Genomic DNA, 17,242 nt, shown 5'->3' with positions numbered 1-17,242 from the left:
TGCTGATCAGAACTTCGTTTCGGCCTGGATGCCGATGGTGCGACGGCCTTCGCGGGTCAGCCAGTTCACATAGGCGCCGGAGTCCGCGAAAGGCAGGTGGATGACCGAGGCATGGAAGCGCTGGTCAAGCAGGTTGCGCACGAAGGCGCCGATGCGCCAGTTGCCGTCCGGGTGGCCGATCCCTGCGGAAAGACCGATCGTGCCGTAACCGTCCTGATAGGCATAGGCATTGGCCACCGCGTACTGCACCCGGCTGCGGTAGTAGATATTGGCCGACGTATCGAACTGGAGGCTGTCGTTGATCGGCAGCTTCACGTCGGCGCCCAGCGTGGCACTGTACTTGGGCGCCCCCGAGAGCGGCTCGCCCTTGGCCTGGACCAGGCTGGTGACGCCGTCCGCCGCGAAATAGCAGGTGTAACCGGCCTTCACGTCCTCGGGGCAGGCGGTGACGTAGTCGGTGAACTTGGTGTCCGAATACGTGAACCCGCCGTTGAACGAGAGTGCGGGGCTGACCCGCCAGGACGCGTCGATCTCGAAGCCCTTGGCAGTGAAGCCACCCGCGTTCTCGGTGACGAACTCGACGCCGTTGAACACCGAGGTCTGGAGGTTCTTGTACTTGTCGTAGAACAGGTTGGCGTTGAAGGTCACGGCCTTGTCGAACAGCTGAGACTTGATGCCCACGGTGATGTCGCGGACGGTCTGGGGCTTGACGTTGGTGCGCGTGCCGGTGAGGCCGGTGAAAGTCACCGTCGGGCCGAGGTAGCCGCGCGCGATGGTGCCGAACAGCATGACGTCGGGCGTGATCTTGAATTCGGCGCCGCCGCGGCCTGACCACGAGCCCTTCTTCGTGTTGCCGGTCTGGAGCGGAGTCGGCGTATAGGGCGTGACGAAGCCCGAACCGTCAGCTGCCGGGCTTGCAGGCGCGAAGTTGGGATCCACGACCGAGAAGTACGAGGCCTTCACCCAGTCATACTGATAGCGCAGGCCGCCGATCAGGCTGAACTGTTCGGTGACATGGAACTTGCCGTCGAAGAAGGCCGCCAGCGAGTCCGAACGCGTCTGGGTATTGCCCTGCCCGCCGGAGATATTGACGATGAAGCTCTGGAACGGATTGGCGGGGCGAAGCTGCGCGCGGTTGAAGTCGTTGTCGTCACCCACCTTGCGCCGCGATGCGTAGACGCCCGAGGTGAATTCCAGCTGGCTGCCACTGGGCGAACTGATGCGCAGCTCCTGCGAAAGGAACGACTGGTCGGTGCCGGTCTGCTGCGCGGTGAAGACCGGGACGCTCGAACCGTCGATGGCAAAGACCTGCGGGCCTTCGTCGAGGCGGCGGTAGGCCGTGATCGAGGTCAGGTTGTAGTCGCCCAGCGCGTAGTTGATCTCCAGCGAGGCGCCGTAGTTCTGCTCGGACGAGTATCCTCCGTAGTCCTCGACCGACTTGGTATTGTCGAAGCCTGCCGTCACGCCCAGCGATGCAAGGTTGCCGAAGCGCGCGGCCATCAGCGGATTGGCGAAGCTGGGCAGACGGTTGAGCGTCCAGAGCTGGCCGGGGCCTTTGCGGCTGATCTTCGAATAGTCGCCGATCAGGTAGATCGAAAGATCGTCGCTGGGCTCGAAGAAGAACTTGGCGCGGCCGCCGTAGCTTTCCTCGCCGCCCCAGGTCTCGTCACGATAGACGTTCTTGAGGAAACCGTCGTTGCGGCGATAGAACCCGAACACCGCGAGCGCCGAGTTCTGCGATACCGGCACGTTGACGCTGGCATTGGCATTCACTTCGTTCAGCTCGGCATAGCTCACGAAGGCCTTGCCGAAGAAGCGCGAGGGATCGGGCTTTTTCGTGGTGATATTGATGACGCCGGACGAGGCGTTCTTGCCGAACTGGGTGCCCTGCGGCCCCTTCAGCACTTCCACGCGCTCCAGGTCGCCAAGGCTGTTGATCGGGTTGCCGAAGGGAATGACCACATTGTCGACCACGGTGCCGACGTTCTGTTCCGAAGAGCTGGAGAAGCCGCCTGCCGAACCCACGCCGCGCAGGCGGAAGCCGGAATCGTTCGGCGAGGAACCGAACTGCACGCCGGAGAACTGGTACTGGATATCGGTCAGCTTCTGGAAGCCGCTCTCGGTAAGCTGGTCGCCAGTGATGGCCGAGACGGCGATCGGCACGTCCTGGAGGCGCTCGGCCCGGCGCGAGGCGGTGACGATGATATCGGTGCCCGAAACCGACTGCGTTTCAGGTGTCGCCACCTCCTGCGCCATTGCGGGCATGCTGAAGGCGCCGAGGGCTATGCCGGAAAGCAGGCTGAACTTGCTGATGGTGTTCATGTTGGTCTCTCCCCAAACGTATTGTTATTGCCGATTTTTATGGCTGGCTATTGCGACCCGTCAGGTCTCGTCGATGACGGGGTTGGAAAGGGTGCCGATCACGCCCACGGAGACTTCCACGGTGTCTCCGGCCTTGAGGTAGAGCGGGGGCTTGCGCTTGTCGCCGACGCCACCGGGCGTGCCGCTGGCGATCACGTCGCCGGGCTTCAGATCGGTGAAAGTGGAGCAGTAGGCGATGACCGTGGGAATATCCCAGATCATGTCCGACACCGGCTGATCCTGCACCAGTTCGCCGTTCACGCGGGTCTGCACGCGCTGCGAGGACAGGTCTTCCACATCGGCCGCGACGACCATCGAAGGGCCGAAGCCGCCGGTGCCGGGCCAGGTCTTGCCGGGGGTGAACTGGATGTTGTGGCGCTGCCAGTCGCGGATCGATCCGTCGTTGAAAGGCGCGAAACCGGCGACGTGGCCCCAGGCGTTCTCGGGTGCGATGCGGCGGCCGCCCTTGCCGATGATGACGGCCAGTTCGCCCTCATAGTCGAAGCGCTCGCTTTCGGGCGGGCGGACCATGGCCTCGCCATCGGCGATCAGGCTGTCGGCCCAGCGGGTGAAGATCGCCGGGTGTTCCTTCTGCTCGCGCCCGGTCTCGGCAACGTGGGTGGCGTAGTTGAGGCCGACGCAGAGGATCTTTTCCGGGTTCGGAACCACAGGCAACAGCGTGACGGCGGCGAAAGCGAACTCGCCTGTGGCGGGCAGCGCGGCAAGGTCACCGGCCAGCACGTCCTTCAGCCAGGTGTCGCTGCCGGGTGCGCCCAGATCGATCACCTTCTCGCCTTCGAGGCGGCCGAAGCTTTTGGTGCCATCGGGACGTTCGAAGCTGATGTAACGGTTCATGCGTAGTCTCCCCTGCCCCGCGTTGGCTGCGGCGGCGGTCAAATGGTCAGAGCGGCGCGGCTTCCCAGTCGCGGCGGAAGCGGAAGCGTTCCTCGGCGCGGCGAAGGCCTTCGAAATCCTTGTCGGACATGCCCCACTGGTCGATGCGGCCCGCGGGCCAGGTCCAATCGTCCGGCGCGCCGACCCTGTAGTCCTCCGGCACCTTCTCCACGGCGGTCGAGAACTCGATCACCGGGCCGAACGGAGCGATGAAATAGGCATAGACATTGGCGCCGGGGCCATGGCGGCCGGGACCCCATGCGGGAACCATTGCGTGATCGCGCAGGCGACCGATCCCCCGCATCACCGCATCGATGTCCTCCATCTCGAAAGCGACATGGTTGAGCGAGGCGAAACCGGCGCGGGCGAAGGCAGTGGAGTGGTGGCTGTCGTTGCAGCGCACGAAGACCATGCCCTTGGTGCGGTCGGACACGAGGAAGCCGAGAATGTCCTCCACCGCATAGCCGCAGGCTTCGGCATCGGCGGCGTTGAACACCACATGGGTCAGCTTCACCGGCAGGTCCCGCCCGATGATCGGCTCGACTTCAGCGGCGTCCACCAGAAAGCGCAGGATCGTGCCTTCGGGCAGTTCGACCAGCACGCCGTGCCCGCCGCCAAGGTCGTGGCTCTGGGTCGGGCTTGCTGTCCAGCCCGAGGCGGCCAAGCGCGCCTTCAGCGCTTCCAGTTCACCGGCCGTGCAGACGAAGGTGGTCGAGCGGACGAATTCGTCTTCCGACTTCTCGAAGGCGACGAGGTAAGGGAACGGGCCGGAGCCGCGCAGGTAATGCGTGTCGCCCTGAACCTCGGCAGCTGCCATGCCCCAGATTTCGATCATGAACCTGGCGGCGGCGGCCGGATCGGGCAGCGCCAATTCGATGCTGCGCAGTTTCATGCCTCTTGCTCCTGAAATAGTCCCGCCGCGCGGATGCCGGCGCGGGCGCACTGGGCATCGCACTCGCCGGTGTCACCGCTGACGCCCACGGCGCCGATCAGGATGCCGGCGGCATCGCGGATCACTACCCCCCCGGGCGAGAACGCGATGCGGCCGCCGACGACAGCGGTGACGCTTTGAAAGAAGGTCGGGCTGCCCTTGGCGCGCTCGGCAAGGACGGCAGTGTCCGCGTCCATGCCCACGGCGCCCTCGGCCTTGGCCTTGGCAATGTCGAAGCGGTAGAGGCTCGCCCCGTCCTCGCGGGCGAAGGCGACCGGGTGCGCGCCCGCGTCGAGCACGATCACCGCCAATTGCTTGGCATTGCGGGCCCGCGCTTCGGCGAGCGTGTTGGTGACGATGGTCTGGGCCTGAGCCAGCGTGAGAGTCATGCGGCAAGCTCCTGATGGCTGAAAAGCTGCGCCGCACGGGCGGCAAGGAGGTCTTCGGCGCTATGGTTGGCCGTGCCGAAGACGTAGTGGTCGGGGCGGATCAGCACGGCATCTGCGCCGTGTTCGTCGAGCCATGCAGTGACCGCGCCATTATCCGGCAGGGTGCCTGCCGAAACGCGGGTGACGCCCTCGGCCCGGCCCGGCACGGCATCGTCGCGCACGAAAAGACGCCAGTCGCCGCCGGTCAGGTCGTCGAGCTTACGGCCATCGGTCAGCACCGGCTGCACGAAGCGAACGCCCGCGCCGGAAGTCCGGGCGACAACCACGCCATCGGCGATAGCGGGGATCAGGTCATGCGCGGTCTCGCCGACCTTCTGGCGCGCTTCCTCGCGAATACGGGCATCGCGAGCGGCGGCGGCTGCGGGATCGAGTTCGCAGATGTAGCGACCGGCCGCGACCGCCGCGCCGATCACCGCGCGGACATGCGGATCACGCTCGCGCTGATAGGTGCCCAGCACCGAAGGCTCGGCGCCGTGGTTGGCCACCGCATCCATCTTCCACGCCAGATTGGCGACATCGCGCAGGCCGTGGCACATGCCCTGCCCGAAGAACGGCGGCGTCTGGTGCGCGGCGTCTCCGGCCAGGAAGACGTTGCCGACCTGCCACTGATGCGCGACGAGGCCGTGGAAGCGATAGGTGGCGGCGCGCACGATCCGGTGCGGCACATCGGCCATCCACGCGCCGACCAGTTCGGCCACCTTTTCCGGCGCCGACATCGCCGCGTCGTCCTCGCCGGGGAGCAGCATGAACTCCCAGCGGCGATGGTCGCGGCGGCCGGGAACCACGGTGGCAGGGCGCGAGGGATCGCACATCATCACCGAGAGCCTCTGGAGATCAGCCCCCTCCGGCACGCCGGAAAGCGGCGGAAACGCCACCGGCCCTTCCACTTCGGCATCGACGACAAGCCAGGGCTCCTCGAAATCGAGATCGTCCAGAGCGACGCCCAATGCCTTGCGCACTGTGCTGCGCGCGCCGTCGCAGGCGATGACCCAGCGGGCCTGCGCGGTGCGGGTTTCAGCCCCGTCGAGATAGTCGACCGTCACGCCCTCTGTGTCTTGCGTCAGCCCGGTGAAGCTGGCGCCCAGCGAGAGTTCGACATTCGGCATCGCCGCAAAGCCCTCGCGCAAGTGCGCTTCGAGTTCTGGCTGGTAGAAGAAGTAATCGTTGGCCCAGCCGAACGGGCGCGGCTTGCCCACGGTGCCCATGTAGCGGATCACACCATGGTCAGCGCCGACATGCAGGTGGCCGTCGGTGGCGATCATGTCGCCCTCCACCCGATCGATCACCCCGGCGGACTGGAACAGGCGCATCATCTCATGATCGAGATGGACCGCGCGCGGCAGCGGGTAGTGTTCCAGTTCCCGTTCGAGAACCAGCACCTTGAGCCCTTTCAGGCCGAGAAGGTTCGCGGCCAGCGCGCCCACAGGGCCGCAGCCTACGACAACCACGTCGTACGACATCGATTTAGCCCCTGATTTAACCCGTCGTTTCGATCTCGGCGGGCGCCTTGTGGAACGCCCCGCCCTTCATGATCATCTTCAGCCGGTCCTTGTCCTGCAGCACCGCGACGTTCGCCGTGGGGTCGCCGTCGACCAGCAGCAGGTCGGCCAGCCAGCCCTCCTTCACCAGCCCGACCTCAAACCCCATCAGCTCGCCGCCGTACTGGGTGGCGGAGCGCAGGGCCTCAGCGGGGGTGAAGCCGAAGTACTGGACGAAATGCTCCAGATCGCGGGCGTTGCGGCCATGCGGATTGAACGGAAAGCCGTAGTCACCGCCGGTCAGGATACGCACGCCGCGCGCCTTCAGTTCGGGCACCAGCTTGCCTTCAAGGCCCATGCGTTCATGCGCGCTGGCCTTCATATGCGTCATGTCGACGTGCGGCGGCGGGTTGGCCTCGATCGCCGCTACCGAAACGCCCGGACCGGGCGCGTAGAAGAACTTGTCCTTGTCCGCCGCCATGCGGTCCACCGTCGCCGCGTCCGCGAAGGAGCAATGGTAGAGAATGCGCGCACCGGCATCGAGCGCGAGGCCGATGGCTTCGGGCGAATAGGCGTGGGTGGCGATCCACATGCCCGCCTCGCGCGTCGCCTCTCCGGCCGCTAGCATTTCTTCGCGGGTGTAGAGCACCTGCATCGCCGAGCCGGGCTTCAGCGCATCTTCGCCGGAGACGACCAGCTTGATCGACTGGACGCCCTCATCCTTGCAGTAGGACACGAACTGGCGCATCGCATCGGGCCCGCGGCCGTTGAACACGTCGCCGGTCTCGACGCCTTCGTCGCCTTCCGGGCTGCGTTCGAGGGTGGAGGGCACCATGCGCGGCCCCGGCGTCTCGCCCGCCGCGATGGCTTGGGCAAGTTCCGGCTCGATCATGTCGCCGAGCGCGCCGGCCGAGTAGATCGAGGTGAAGCCGTGATCGAGCAGCACCCGCGCATTGCGCCAGGCCGCGACCTTCAACTCGTCCGGTGGGAGGATGAACTGGTGGTAGATCTTCTCGACCGAAGATCCCCAGGTGAGGTGGGTGTGCGCGTCGACCAGACCCGGCATCAACGTCTTGCCGCGCCCGTCGATGGTCACATCGGCAGTTTCACCCGCCAGTGCGTCGTCACCGTAGGCCACGCGGGCGATCCGCTCGCCATCCACCAGCACCGAGCCGGTCTGGAGAGCGCTGCCGCTGCCGTCGAAGATGGATACATCGCGGATCAGGGTCCGCATCGCTCTCTCCCGTCTTTTATCATTCGGTCGAGAGGGATTTAACGCCTTAACAGCCCTCAAGTAAAATAATGAGTTTTCTATTTGCCATAGGGATAAACTATGGAACCTCCGGTAGAGCCTGGAGCATCGCCTCTGCCAGCGGGGAGAGCCGCCGGTCCGCAAGCCGCAGCACGCCCACGCTGCGTTCGAAGACGGCCTCCTGAATGGCGATGGCCCGGATCGAGCCGTCCGAAGCGCCGTCAAGCGCGACCGTGCGCGGCAGCACGGTGACGCGATCGGTCTCACGCACGATGGCTCGGGTGGTGAGCAGCGAATCGCTGCGGATCGTCGTGCGCGGCACCGAGACACCGGCGGCGATGAACAGCGCGTCCACCTGGCGGCGGAAGGCCCCGCGCGCCTCGGGAAGGACCCAGGGGTAGTGCTCGACTTCGCGCAGGGAGACGCGATCCCCCAGATCGGCATGGCGCGGACCGACGATCAGCGCGAAAGGATCGCGCGCGCAAGTCACTTCCACCATGTCGGTGGGCACGTTCTGGATGCGGGTGGTGACGAAGGCCAGTTCGATCTCGCCCTTGCGCAGCATGTCGAGCAGTTGTTCGTCGGGTTTTTCGATCGCGCTCAAGGCGAAGTCTCCGACCGCCGCCTCGACCCGCATGATCGCGCCGGGCAACAGCGTCAGCAGCGCGCCAGGGGTCCCGCCGATCCGCAGCGGCCCGGCGATGTGGTGGCGGGCATGTTCCACATCGCTCACCGCGTCCGAAAGCAGGCGTGCCATGGCCTCGGCCGGACGGCGCAGCACTTCGCCCTCGCGGGTAAGTACGATCCCGCCCCGCCGCCGCTCGAACAGCGCGACGCCGAGGCGGCGCTCCAGCAGCGCGATGGTGTTGGAAACCGAGGGCTGCGACAGGTTCAGCATCCGCGCCGCCGCGCTTATCGAGCCGGTTTCGCAGACCACACGGAATGTCATCAGCGCGCGCGGATCGATCGCCGGCATGCGTGCGAGGGTGGGGGAGGATCTGTCCGCCATGTCGATATTGCTCTCCCCCGCCCTCTTTTTTGCAGCCAAACTGATTGTCCAGGCGCCCCGTCATCCTGAACTCGTTTCAGGATCCATTTTGCCGCTCAGGCCGACGGTCGGAACCGAGAGATGGATCCTGAAACAAGTTCAGGATGACGCGTGATAGGACGCAAGCCTTAAAGAAACGCACAAGCCCGCCCGGCTAAATCTGGCGCTTCTCCAGCTTGCGCGCCAGCGTGCGGCGGTGGAGGCCCAGACGGCGGGCCGCTTCGGAAATGTTGAACTCGCACTCGACCAGGGTGCGGTGGATATATTCCCATTCCAGCGTCTTGATCGAGCTCTTGCGCCCGTCCACCGGAACGCTGGCGTCGCCCTCGCCGCTGGTGAAGGCGGCCTCGATGTCGTCGGTGTTGGAGGGCTTGGCAAGGTAGTGCGAGGCGCCCAACTTGATCGCTTCCACCGCCGTCGCGATCGAGGCATAGCCAGTGAGCACGACGATGCGCGTCTCCGGCGAACGGGCGTGGAGCGACTGCACAACGGCAAGACCCGACGAGGCTCCGAGCTTCAGATCGACCACGGCATATTCGAAGGCTTCGCCCTCGCTCAGGGATTCGGCCTCTTCGGGGCTGCCCGCCGAGCTGACCCGGTAGCCGCGCCGTTCGAACGAGCGGCGCAAGGTGCGGGCGAAAGTCGGGTCATCCTCGACGATCAGCAGGCTGGCGCCGTCGGGATCGATCACTGCTGCTTCTGTCATATTGTCCCGCCTGAAGGGCCCCCGCCTGTATCCTCGCCCTTTCGGGGCTCATAGGCCAGTGTAGCAAGGGGAATCGCAAGTTGCACCCTTGCGCCGCCATCGGGCAGGTTGTCGACCGCCACTTTGCCGCCGAGCTTGCGGATCACGTTGACCACCAGGAACAGGCCCAGGCCGCCCCCGTCGCGGCCCTTGGTCGAGGCATAAGGCTGGCCGACGCGCGGCAGCATGTCCGGCGCGAAGCCGGGTCCGCGATCGCTGACGGTCAGGACGAGACGCCCGTGTTCCACCCAGGCCTCGATCACGACGAGGCTGGGGGAGACTTCCACGGCATTGTCGATCACATTGCCGATCACCTGGCGGAGGCCCGGGTCGGAAACGATCGAGCGGTCTTCCGCGATGCGATCGATGAAGCGCAGTTCGCCCGGCATGCGGGCGCGCCATTCCTCCAGGATCTCGCCCAGGAAGCCGCGCAGCGTGGTCACGGCGGGATCGATGCCGCGAATTTCGCCTGCCGACATCAGGATGCCGCTGACGATGTTCTTGCAGCGCGCCAGTTCGCGGCGCACGTCGGCAAGGTCGGCGGCCATGTCGGGATCGTCGGCAATGCCGGGCTGGCGCGCCCAGTCTCCCAGGATCACCGAGATCGAGGACAGCGGCGTGCCCAGTTCATGCGCGGCGCCCGAGGCGAGCAGGCCCATGCGGATGATATGGTCTTCCTCCACCGCCTGCTGGCGCAGCGCCGCGAGCTTGGCGTCGCTTTCGCGCCGGGTGAAGTCGAGCCGGGCGACGAAGACGATCAGCAGGACCGCCGCCAGCACGAAGCAGAACAGACTGCCGTAGATATAGAGTTCGAAAGGATGCTGGGCGTAGCGTGCGGGCAGCTGCAGCGGAACGTAGAAGTAGGTCAGCAGCAACATGCAAAGGCACGCGTTGATCGCCACCAGCGAACTCCAGCGCAGATCGAGGATCACCGCCGCGATCACGATCTGGAGCAGGAACAGGAAAGTGAAGGGATTGGTCGCGCCGCCGCTGTGGTAGAGCTGCCAGCAGAGCGCGATCACGTCCACCATCAGGGCCGAGAACAGCTCGCCCTGGGTGAAGTCGCGCCGCCGCAGCACGACGCTGGCGGAGGCAAGGTTGACCACGATCAGCAGCAGCGGCGCCAGCAGCAGGGGCGCCAGTTCCAGCTTCACGCCAAGCCCCTGCGAGACGATGACGATAGTGGCCAGCTGCCCGAAAACCGCCGTCCAGCGCAGCTGCGTGAGCAGGATCACATTGGCCCGGCTCGCCGAACCGCCCGGCAATGCGCCCGGCGCATGGGTCGCGAAGCCGGGCGCGAAAAGTTCTATCAGGCGGTCCATTGCCCGCGCCGCCACACGAATATCAGCGCCATGGCCGACATCGCCGCCATCGCGAACCAGGTCAGCGCATAGCTCAGGTGACTGTCGGGGAAGTGGATCTGCGTGAGACCGGGAACCGGGCGCAGGCCCTGAACGGCCGCGGCCTTTTCGACTTGCGCGTCGACGAAGGCCGGAGCGACCGGCCCGATGCCGCGCACCGTGGCCAGAGCCTTCACGTCGCGCGAGTACCAGCGGTCGGCGCCAGGCTGGTTGGACTGGAGAATGCTGCCGCCAGGCTCGGTGGGGCGAAGCAGCCCGGTCACCTCCACCTCGCCCGCAGGCGTCGTGGCCGCCGCCTGCTCGCGCGTGGTGCCGGCAGGAACGAAACCGCGGTTGATCCAGACCTGCCGGCCTTCGGCGGTCCTGATCGGCGTCATCGTCCAGTATCCGGTGCCGAGTTCGGTGGCCGCACGGACCAGCGCGGTGGCCCTGCCCTCGTAAGTCCCGGCGATCCCTACCCGCAGGTAATCGAGATCGCGCGCGCCTTCTCCGGTCAGCTTTGCGTCATCCGGCACCGCGACGGGCGCGGCGTGGACGCGCGCCTCCACGCGGGCGATCAGCGCATGTTTCCAGTGCATCCGCTGCACCTGCCAGACGCCCAGCGCCACGAAAGCGCAGAGTGCCACCAGCAGAAACGCGGCGAGCCCCCAGGGCCGCCGCGCTTCCGTTCGATCCGTTTCTGTCCGCATTGCTTCGGTCAGTTTCGTCTCTTTTCCCAAGCCTCGATCAGGGCAGCTGGCCCATCTCGTGGCTCGTCATCGGCATCATGTTGTGGTTCAGGTGGTACATCACCCAAAGCGAGCCGGAAAGCGTGATCACGAGAATGACGATCGTGAAGATCAGCGCCATCACCGTCCAGCCGTTCTCCGACTTCGTGTTCATGTGCAGGAAGTAGATCATGTGAACCACGATCTGCACCGCCGCGAAAGCCATGATCACCAGGGCGGTCGTCGACTTGTCGGCGATCGCGCCGGTCATCACCAGCCAGAACGGAATGGCGGTGAGAACGACCGAGAGGATGAAGCCGATCACATAGTCGCGCAGCGATCCGTGGCTGCCGTGATCGTCACCGTGATGGTTGGGGTGGACGTGCTCGCTCATCACAGCATTCCCATGAGATAGACAAAGGTGAAGACGCCGATCCAGATGACGTCGAGGAAGTGCCAGAACAGCGAAAGGCACATCAGGCGGCGCTTGTTGGCCGGGATCAGGCCCTTCTTGCCGATCTGGACGACCAGCGTGAACAGCCAGATCAGGCCGAACGTGACGTGCAGGCCGTGCGTGCCCACCAGCGAGAAGAACGCGGTGAGGAAGCCCGAGCGCATCGGCGTCGCGCCTTCGTGGATCAGGTGGCTGAACTCGTAGAGTTCGATGAAGAGGAAGGCAGCGCCGAACACGGCAGTGACCAGAAGCCAGAGCTGCGTGGCACCGCGGTTGTCCTTCTCCATCGCCAGCATCGCGAAGCCGTAAGTGATCGACGAGAACAGCAGCATGGCCGTGTTCAGCGCGATCAGCTTGAGGTCGAAGAGGTCCTTCGGCCCCGGCCCGGCGGCAAAGCTGCCGCCGAGAACGCCATAGGCTGCAAAGAGCATCGCAAAGATGAGGCAGTCGCTCATCAGGTACATCCAGAAGCCCAGCATGGTGCTGCCACCTTCGGGATGATCATGCTCGTCCAGGTCGTAGAACGCGGCCTGGAGCTGGGGCTGGGTCAGTTCGGACTTCATTGCAGTTGCAGTCATCGATCAGGCTCCTGCGGCTGCAAGCTGGCGCGTACGCTCGGCCTCGGTCTGTTCGACCGTCTCGACCGGGATGTGGTAGTCGCGCTTGTAGTTGAAGGTGTGGAAGATCGCGAAGCCGATCACGCCGAGGAACGACACGGCCGCAAGCCACCAGATGTACCAGATCATCGCGAAGCCGAGGACCGTGGACAGGCCGGCCAGGATCAGACCCGAACCCGTGCCCTTGGGCATGTGGATCGGACGGAAGCCGGCGGTCGGACGCTCCACGCCGCAGCGCTTCATGTCTTCCCAGGCATCGATGTCGTGGACGATCGGCGTGAAAGCGAAGTTGTACTCCGGCGGCGGCGACGAGGTCGACCATTCCAGGGTACGGCCGTTCCACGGATCGCCGGTTTCGTCCTTCAGTTCCTCGCGCTTCCAGATCGACACGGCGAACTGGACGAGCATAGCGCCGATGCCGCCTGCGATCATCAGCGCGCCGAAGGCGGCGATGATGAAGAAGATCTGCAGCGACGGATCGTCGAAGGTGCGCATGCGGCGGGTCACGCCCATCAGGCCGAGGATGTAGAGCGGCATGAAGGCGAACCAGAAGCCGGGGACCCAGAGCCAGAAGCTGACCTTGCCCCAGAACTCGTTCAGCTTGAAGCCGAAGGCCTTCGGCCACCAGAAGTTGATCGCCGCGAAGATGCCGAACAGCACGCCGCCGATGATGACGTTGTGGAAGTGGGCGATCAGGAACAGCGAGTTATGCAGCACGAAGTCGGCAGGCGGCACCGCAAGGAGCACGCCGGTCATGCCGCCGATGGTGAAGGTCAGCATGAAGGCCACCGTCCACATCATGGGCAGTTCGAACCGGATGCGGCCACGGTACATCGTGAACAGCCAGTTGAAGAGCTTCGCGCCGGTCGGGATCGAGATCACCATCGTGGTGATGCCGAAGAACGAGTTGACGCTCGCGCCCGAACCCATGGTGAAGAAATGGTGCAGCCAGACGAGGTACGAGAGGATGGTGATGACCAGCGTCGCGTAGACCATCGACGAGTAGCCGAACAGGCGCTTGCCGCTGAAGGTCGAGGTGACTTCCGAGAAGACGCCGAAAAGCGGCAGGATGAGGATGTAGACCTCGGGGTGACCCCAGATCCAGATCAGGTTGACGTACATCATCGGCGAGCCGCCGAAGTCGTTCGTGAAGAAGTTGAAGCCGAGGTAGCGGTCGACCGTGAGCATCGTCATCACCGCCGTCAGGACCGGGAAGGCCGCGACGATCAGGATGTTGGTGCAGAGCGAAGTCCAGGTGAAGATCGGCATGCGCATCATGGTCATGCCCGGCGCGCGCATCTTGACGATGGTCGCGATCAGGTTGACGCCCGAAAGCAGTGTACCGACACCCGCGATCTGCAAGGCCCAGATATAGTAGTCGACGCCGACCCACGGGCTGTACGCCAGGTTGGACAGCGGCGGATAGGCCAGCCAGCCGGTCTGCGCGAATTCACCGATGAACAGCGAGGCCATGACCAGCACCGCGCCCGCCGTCGTCATCCAGAAACTGAAATTGTTCAGGAACGGGAAGGAAACGTCGCGGGCGCCGATCTGCAGCGGCACGATGTAGTTCATGAGACCCGTGACGAAAGGCATCGCCACGAAGAAGATCATGATCACGCCGTGGGCGGTGAAGATCTGGTCGTAGTGGTGGGCATTGAGGTAGCCCTCGTTGCCGTTGAAGGCGATCGACTGCTGGATACGCATCATCACCGCGTCGGCAAAGCCGCGCAGGAACATGACGAGACCCAGGATCATGTACATGATCCCGATCTTCTTGTGGTCCACGCTGGTGAACCACTCCTTCCAGAGATAACCCCAGAGCTTGAAATAGGTCAGCCCGGCCACGAGCGCCGCGCCGCCGAGGGCGACGACGACGAACGTGGCAAGCACGATCGGTTCCTGTGGCATGGCGTCCCACCACAGGCGGCCCAGTATCGGGCTCCAGTGCGAATGGTCTACAACTTCCATTGTTCTATCAGTTCCGGGAAATCTGAGAGGAGTGCGCGGCGTCGTTGACGGCGACAGGCGATTCCGCCTTCGGCTGGGCGAGCGCCTGCTCGTCCTTGCCGAAGAGCGGCAGCGACTGCGGCGCCGCCATGCCCGCGCCGGTCAGCGAACGCAGGTTCGCGGGCGCCTTGACCGTGTTGTCGGGCGCGGAGCCCGGCATCTGGCGGCAGAGCGCGCGGACCCAGGCCAGCTCGCGCTGGACGGCGGCGTTCGGAGTGGCATTGGCCTTGGCGACGGCCTCGCGGCCGTGCTTGTCGTAAGCCAGCATCTCGACATTGCGGATACCGGCCTTGCCGAGGCCGCCGCGCGCGTCGAGCGCCATCATCTCGCTCATGCACATCTTGCCGGGCTCGACGCACATGTCGACGATGGCATCGTAGAGGTCGGGCGCGACGGTGGCGTAGCGGATGACCGGAACCTTCTCGCTCGGCTTTTCGAGCTCGAGGTAGGCGGCGCGGTCGAGCGCGGGGCCGGTCTTGTTTGCCTTCACGCCTGCTGCCCACTTGGCGAAGTCCGCCTCTGTGACGGCATGGGTGGCGAAGCGCATGTTGGAGAAGCCCGCGCCCGAATAGTTGGCCGAGAAGCCGACGGTTTCGATCGGCTTGTTGACCACGGCATGCAGGCGGGTTTCCATGCCCGGCATCGCGTAGATCTGGCCGGCCATGGCAGGCACGTAGAACGAGTTCATCACGCTCGACGAGGTGATCTTGAACTGAAGCGGACGGCCGGTGGGCACGACCAGCTCGTTGACGGTGGCCACGCCCTGCTCGGGATAGATGAACAGCCACTTCCAGTCGAGCGCGACGACTTCGACTTCCAGCGGCTTGGCGTTGGCGGCGACCGGGGTATTGGCGTCGATGCGGCCGATGGTGCGGTAGGGATCCAGAAGGTGGGTCGTAACCCAGGTCAGCGCGCCGAGGCAGATGATGATCAGCAGCGGCGCCGTCCAGATCAGGAGTTCGAGCTGGGTCGAGTGATCCCAGTCGGGCTCGTAAGTGGCCTCCTTGTTCGACGCGCGGTAACGCCACGCGAAGATGACCGTGGCGGCCATGACCGGAACGATGATGAGGAGCATCAGCAGCGTGGAGATGACGACGAGGTCACCCTGCTGACGCGCCACATCGCCGGCCGGATTCAGCACGACGGTATTACAGGCAGAAAGCGCGCCCGTCATGGACAAGGCGGCAAGGGCTCTGGCGAGCGCGGTCAAATGCCGCGGCTTCGGACGGGACTCGGGTGGGCGCATGGGTGGAGCGCCTAGGCTCATGCCGCGAGTGCGAACATAGGACATTTTGTCCAATCCCCTTGAAGCCGGACAATGACGATACGCCCCCCTTATGTAGCCGGGCGTTTCGCGCGCCCGCCTTGATTCGTCCGCGCACGGCAGGCCGTTATTGAGCCGTCCGCTCGCGGACCCGAAACGAAGGCCGCAGAATCGAAATGACCAGCATCCCCCAATCCGGCGAAGCCTTGGGCCAGTCCCGCGAAGCCCTGGGACTGCCGACGTTCAAGGAGCATCACCAGCCCTCGCCCGGTGAGATCGCCATCGGCGTGATCATCGGCCGAACCTCGGAGTTCTTCGACTTCTTCGTATATGCCATCGCCTCGGTGCTGGTGTTCCCGAAGCTGTTCTTCCCCTTCGTGGACGCGCTGACCGGCACGATCTACTCTTTCGCGGTCTTCGCGCTGGCCTTCGTCGCCCGCCCGATCGGCAGCCTCGTCTTCATGGTGCTCGACCGCGCCTATGGTCGCGGCACCAAGCTGACGATCGCCCTGTTCATGCTCGGCGGCTCGACCGCGGCGATCGCCTTCCTGCCGTCCTATGCGACTGCGGGCAGCACTGCGATCACCCTGCTCTGCCTGTTCCGCCTCGGCCAGGGCTTCGCCCTCGGCGGCACCTGGGACGGCCTGGCCTCGCTGCTCGCGCTCAACGCGCCCGAGCACAAGCGCGGCTGGTATGCGATGATCCCGCAGCTCGGCGCGCCGTTCGGCCTGATCGTGGCCTCGACCCTGTTCGCGTTCATGATCGCCGCCCTGCCTGCCGAGGACTTCCTTGACTGGGGCTGGCGCTATCCCTTCTTCGTGGCTTTCGCGATCAACGTCGTCGCGCTCTTCGCGCGCCTGCGCATCGTCGTCACCGAAGAGTTCGAGAACCTCTTCGCCAGCCGCGACCTTCAGCCGGTGAGCGTCAGCTCGACCCTGCGCACCGAGTGGAAGACCATCGTCCTGGGCGCCTTCGCCCCGCTCGCCAGCTTCGCGCTGTTCCACATGGTCACCGTGTTCCCGCTGTCGTGGGTGTTCCTCTTCACCCCCGATTCGCCGATCGGCTTCCTGCTGATCGAAGCCCTGGCCGCCGCCTTCGGCGTCGTCGCCGTGATCGCCTCAGGCCGCATCGCCGACAAGTTCGGTCGCCGTAACCTGCTGGGCACCTGCGCCGTCGCCATCGCCGTGTTCTCGGGCTTCGCGCCGCAGCTTCTTGACGCCGGTCCGGTGGGCGAGATCGCGTTCATGATCATCGGCTTCGTGCTGCTCGGCCTTGCTTTCGGCCAGTCCTCGGGCGTCGTCGCCTCGGGCTTCGCCAGCGAGCACCGCTACACCGGCTCCGCCCTCACCAGCGATCTTTCCTGGCTGATCGGCGCCGCGTTCGCCCCACTGGCAGCGCTGCTGCTGGCCACCAATGGCGGCCTGATCGCCTCGGGCGGCTACCTGCTCTCCGGCGCCATCGCCACGCTTCTGGCGCTCTGGCTGAACAAGGGCCTCGCCAGCAAGAACTGACGACTGGCCGCATCTGATCGGCCTCGCCCGATCGGGCAGACCGTTTCGAATTCGGGAAAGGGGGCGCTGGGCGCCCCCTTTTTCGTTTGCGCCCGAAAATATCGGAATGGGAGCCGAATCGGCCTATTACAGAGCCTTGGTCGAAATTTGGGCGAGTGTT

Annotated in this window: 15 protein-coding genes; 1 reads left to right on the top strand and 14 read right to left on the bottom strand. The window is 65.1% G+C overall.

Features of this window, described 5'->3' with window-relative positions:
* Window positions 1–6: 6 nt before the first annotated feature.
* The 14 genes from NTCA1_RS05960 to cyoA all read right to left on the bottom strand — a co-directional run bounded on the left by NTCA1_RS05960 (window position 7) and on the right by cyoA (window position 15,553).
* Entirely contained in the window at window positions 7–2,322 is a 2,316-nt protein-coding gene (locus tag NTCA1_RS05960; RefSeq protein ID WP_159829245.1) for a TonB-dependent receptor, read from the bottom strand.
* 60 nt (window positions 2,323–2,382) lie between these two features.
* On the bottom strand, window positions 2,383–3,216 hold the full coding sequence (locus NTCA1_RS05955) for a fumarylacetoacetate hydrolase family protein (RefSeq protein ID WP_159829243.1): 834 nt from the start codon (window positions 3,214–3,216) through the stop codon (window positions 2,383–2,385).
* 46 nt (window positions 3,217–3,262) lie between these two features.
* Window positions 3,263–4,147, bottom strand: coding sequence for a VOC family protein (locus NTCA1_RS05950; protein ID WP_159829241.1), 885 nt, complete (start codon window positions 4,145–4,147; stop codon window positions 3,263–3,265).
* Complete coding sequence (locus NTCA1_RS05945; protein ID WP_159829239.1) at window positions 4,144–4,575, bottom strand: heme-binding protein; 432 nt, start codon at window positions 4,573–4,575, stop codon at window positions 4,144–4,146. Before NTCA1_RS05945 ends, NTCA1_RS05950 begins: the two co-directional genes overlap by 4 nt.
* Entirely contained in the window at window positions 4,572–6,095 is a 1,524-nt protein-coding gene (locus NTCA1_RS05940) for a bifunctional 3-(3-hydroxy-phenyl)propionate/3-hydroxycinnamic acid hydroxylase (protein WP_159829237.1), read from the bottom strand. The genes NTCA1_RS05945 and NTCA1_RS05940 overlap by 4 nt, the downstream gene beginning before the upstream one ends.
* Window positions 6,096–6,111: 16 nt before the next feature.
* Complete coding sequence (locus tag NTCA1_RS05935) at window positions 6,112–7,347, bottom strand: amidohydrolase family protein (protein ID WP_159829235.1); 1,236 nt, start codon at window positions 7,345–7,347, stop codon at window positions 6,112–6,114.
* A gap of 97 nt (window positions 7,348–7,444) precedes the next feature.
* The gene (locus tag NTCA1_RS05930; protein WP_236549118.1) at window positions 7,445–8,374 is read right to left on the bottom strand and encodes a LysR family transcriptional regulator; all 930 of its coding nucleotides are present in this window, start codon (window positions 8,372–8,374) and stop codon (window positions 7,445–7,447) included.
* Between the two features lie 193 nt (window positions 8,375–8,567).
* A complete protein-coding gene (locus tag NTCA1_RS05925; RefSeq protein ID WP_086494080.1) occupies window positions 8,568–9,119 on the bottom strand; it encodes a response regulator transcription factor in 552 nt (183 codons plus the stop codon).
* Window positions 9,116–10,480, bottom strand: coding sequence for an ATP-binding protein (locus NTCA1_RS05920; RefSeq protein ID WP_159829233.1), 1,365 nt, complete (start codon window positions 10,478–10,480; stop codon window positions 9,116–9,118). Before NTCA1_RS05920 ends, NTCA1_RS05925 begins: the two co-directional genes overlap by 4 nt.
* On the bottom strand, window positions 10,468–11,208 hold the full coding sequence (locus NTCA1_RS05915; RefSeq protein WP_159829231.1) for an SURF1 family protein: 741 nt from the start codon (window positions 11,206–11,208) through the stop codon (window positions 10,468–10,470). The genes NTCA1_RS05920 and NTCA1_RS05915 overlap by 13 nt, the downstream gene beginning before the upstream one ends.
* A 37-nt stretch (window positions 11,209–11,245) precedes the next feature.
* Entirely contained in the window at window positions 11,246–11,620 is a 375-nt protein-coding gene (cyoD, locus tag NTCA1_RS05910; protein ID WP_086494077.1) for a cytochrome o ubiquinol oxidase subunit IV, read from the bottom strand.
* Window positions 11,620–12,258 (bottom strand): cytochrome o ubiquinol oxidase subunit III, encoded by a 639-nt coding sequence (gene cyoC / locus NTCA1_RS05905; protein ID WP_133083588.1) that lies wholly within the window; start codon window positions 12,256–12,258, stop codon window positions 11,620–11,622. The genes cyoD and cyoC overlap by 1 nt, the downstream gene beginning before the upstream one ends.
* Before the next feature lie 3 nt (window positions 12,259–12,261).
* Window positions 12,262–14,268 carry a cytochrome o ubiquinol oxidase subunit I gene (gene cyoB / locus NTCA1_RS05900; RefSeq protein WP_133083587.1) on the bottom strand — a complete coding sequence of 669 codons (2,007 nt, stop codon included), beginning with the start codon at window positions 14,266–14,268 and terminating at the stop codon, window positions 12,262–12,264.
* A 7-nt stretch (window positions 14,269–14,275) separates the two neighbouring features.
* Complete coding sequence (gene cyoA, locus NTCA1_RS05895; protein WP_159829229.1) at window positions 14,276–15,553, bottom strand: ubiquinol oxidase subunit II; 1,278 nt, start codon at window positions 15,551–15,553, stop codon at window positions 14,276–14,278.
* Window positions 15,554–15,747: 194 nt separating this feature from the next.
* On the opposite strand from cyoA, the gene NTCA1_RS05890 reads away from it, so the two are divergent.
* Entirely contained in the window at window positions 15,748–17,082 is a 1,335-nt protein-coding gene (locus NTCA1_RS05890; RefSeq protein WP_086494074.1) for an MFS transporter, read from the top strand.
* Window positions 17,083–17,242 lie beyond the last annotated feature (160 nt).

This window comes from Novosphingobium sp. TCA1, from assembly GCF_009811895.1.
GTDB lineage: Bacteria > Pseudomonadota > Alphaproteobacteria > Sphingomonadales > Sphingomonadaceae > Novosphingobium > Novosphingobium panipatense_A.
Note: the sequence above shows the minus strand (reverse complement) of the source record. Positions and strands in the feature narration are given on the sequence as shown.

What these genes read in the sequence shown, in the direction of transcription:
- NTCA1_RS05960 (WP_159829245.1), bottom strand. Translation starts at nt 2,322, where the DNA reads ATGAACACCATCAGCAAGTTCAGCCTGCTTTCCGGCATAGCCCTCGGC.
- NTCA1_RS05955 (WP_159829243.1), bottom strand. Translation starts at nt 3,216, where the DNA reads ATGAACCGTTACATCAGCTTCGAACGTCCCGATGGCACCAAAAGCTTC.
- NTCA1_RS05950 (WP_159829241.1), bottom strand. Translation starts at nt 4,147, where the DNA reads ATGAAACTGCGCAGCATCGAATTGGCGCTGCCCGATCCGGCCGCCGCC.
- NTCA1_RS05945 (WP_159829239.1), bottom strand. Translation starts at nt 4,575, where the DNA reads ATGACTCTCACGCTGGCTCAGGCCCAGACCATCGTCACCAACACGCTC.
- NTCA1_RS05940 (WP_159829237.1), bottom strand. Translation starts at nt 6,095, where the DNA reads ATGTCGTACGACGTGGTTGTCGTAGGCTGCGGCCCTGTGGGCGCGCTG.
- NTCA1_RS05935 (WP_159829235.1), bottom strand. Translation starts at nt 7,347, where the DNA reads ATGCGGACCCTGATCCGCGATGTATCCATCTTCGACGGCAGCGGCAGC.
- NTCA1_RS05930 (WP_236549118.1), bottom strand. Translation starts at nt 8,374, where the DNA reads ATGGCGGACAGATCCTCCCCCACCCTCGCACGCATGCCGGCGATCGAT.
- NTCA1_RS05925 (WP_086494080.1), bottom strand. Translation starts at nt 9,119, where the DNA reads ATGACAGAAGCAGCAGTGATCGATCCCGACGGCGCCAGCCTGCTGATC.
- NTCA1_RS05920 (WP_159829233.1), bottom strand. Translation starts at nt 10,480, where the DNA reads ATGGACCGCCTGATAGAACTTTTCGCGCCCGGCTTCGCGACCCATGCG.
- NTCA1_RS05915 (WP_159829231.1), bottom strand. Translation starts at nt 11,208, where the DNA reads ATGCGGACAGAAACGGATCGAACGGAAGCGCGGCGGCCCTGGGGGCTC.
- cyoD (WP_086494077.1), bottom strand. Translation starts at nt 11,620, where the DNA reads ATGAGCGAGCACGTCCACCCCAACCATCACGGTGACGATCACGGCAGC.
- cyoC (WP_133083588.1), bottom strand. Translation starts at nt 12,258, where the DNA reads ATGACTGCAACTGCAATGAAGTCCGAACTGACCCAGCCCCAGCTCCAG.
- cyoB (WP_133083587.1), bottom strand. Translation starts at nt 14,268, where the DNA reads ATGGAAGTTGTAGACCATTCGCACTGGAGCCCGATACTGGGCCGCCTG.
- cyoA (WP_159829229.1), bottom strand. Translation starts at nt 15,553, where the DNA reads ATGCGCCCACCCGAGTCCCGTCCGAAGCCGCGGCATTTGACCGCGCTC.
- NTCA1_RS05890 (WP_086494074.1), top strand. Translation starts at nt 15,748, where the DNA reads ATGACCAGCATCCCCCAATCCGGCGAAGCCTTGGGCCAGTCCCGCGAA.